Source organism: Streptomyces sp. SM1 (genome assembly GCF_002910825.1).
GTDB classification, from domain to species: domain Bacteria; phylum Actinomycetota; class Actinomycetes; order Streptomycetales; family Streptomycetaceae; genus Streptomyces; species Streptomyces okerensis.
In genome coordinates, this window is the sequence record NZ_NEUB01000808.1 from 1 (window position 1) to 963 (window position 963).

The 963-nt window shown below is 70.6% G+C and carries 1 protein-coding gene; it reads right to left on the reverse strand.

Features of this window, described 5'->3' with window-relative positions; translation table 11 throughout:
- Positions 1-780, reverse strand: a 780-nt coding sequence (locus B9S61_RS25070; RefSeq protein ID WP_181007518.1) for a transposase, incomplete at its 3' end; no start/stop codon positions are given.
- Positions 781-963: the final 183 nt, after the last annotated feature.

Sequence of the window (963 nt, forward strand, 5' to 3'; positions counted from 1 at the left end):
GTCGTAGGGGGAGGCCAGGCGGAGATGGCCGGGCGGGACGCCCTCGTCGTCGGCGTCCCGCTTGGTGATCACCTCCCGTCCCCGGGTGTCGGTACGGATGCTGTAGGTCTGCACCAGGACCTGCCGCAGCAGGGCCACCGCCTCGATCTCGCGGACCCACACCGGGGCAGTGTCCGACCAGGCCGCCCGGCACAAGGCCAGCGCGTCCTGGCCGAAGATCTGGGCGAGCCGGTCCCGCCTGGTCTTCGAGCCCGGCATCGTCCAGCCGTCGACGCGCGGCCCGTAGCGTTCGGCGAACTCTGCGACATCGACTACCCGGGCCAGCCAGGACGGCGCCGCCACCGCCAGGGCCTCCAGAGCGGCCCGCACACTCTCCCCGGCCAGTTCGGTCCGGTTCAGGTCACGGACCGCGCTGATCACATGAGTGGAGTCGGTGCGCTGCTTGCCACCGGCCTTGATCAGCCCGGCCTCGCGGCAGTGCTCGACGAGCCTGTCGAAGAGCGTCCGTTCCAGGCCGTGCCCGACCAGCCGGGCACGGAACTTCGACAACGCGGAGAAGTCGAAGCCGGCATCGGACAGCTCCGTGCCCAGCGCGTACTTCCACGAAAGACGGTCCCGTGACGCGTCCGCGGCCTGCCGGTCGGTGAGGTTCTCGGTGAACTGCAGCACCGTCACCAGGGCAAGCAGCGCCGGGGACTGGGCGGGAGCCCCACGGCTGGGAAACGCATCGGTGAACAACGCGTCGTCGAAGACCTCGGCAAGGTGGTCACGCAGGCGCATGGGCAGGCTGCCACCGGGGAAGGCGGCGCGAGCCGTCCTGGCGGTCTGCTCAGGAACGGGCGGCAATCCCCCCGGCCGCATGGACACCGCACCGACCCCCTACGGCCGGGGCATACAGAACGACCGCACCAACGATCATGCCGGGCCGCCCCGCACCCCTGCAGGCAATTCAGCAACAGAGTC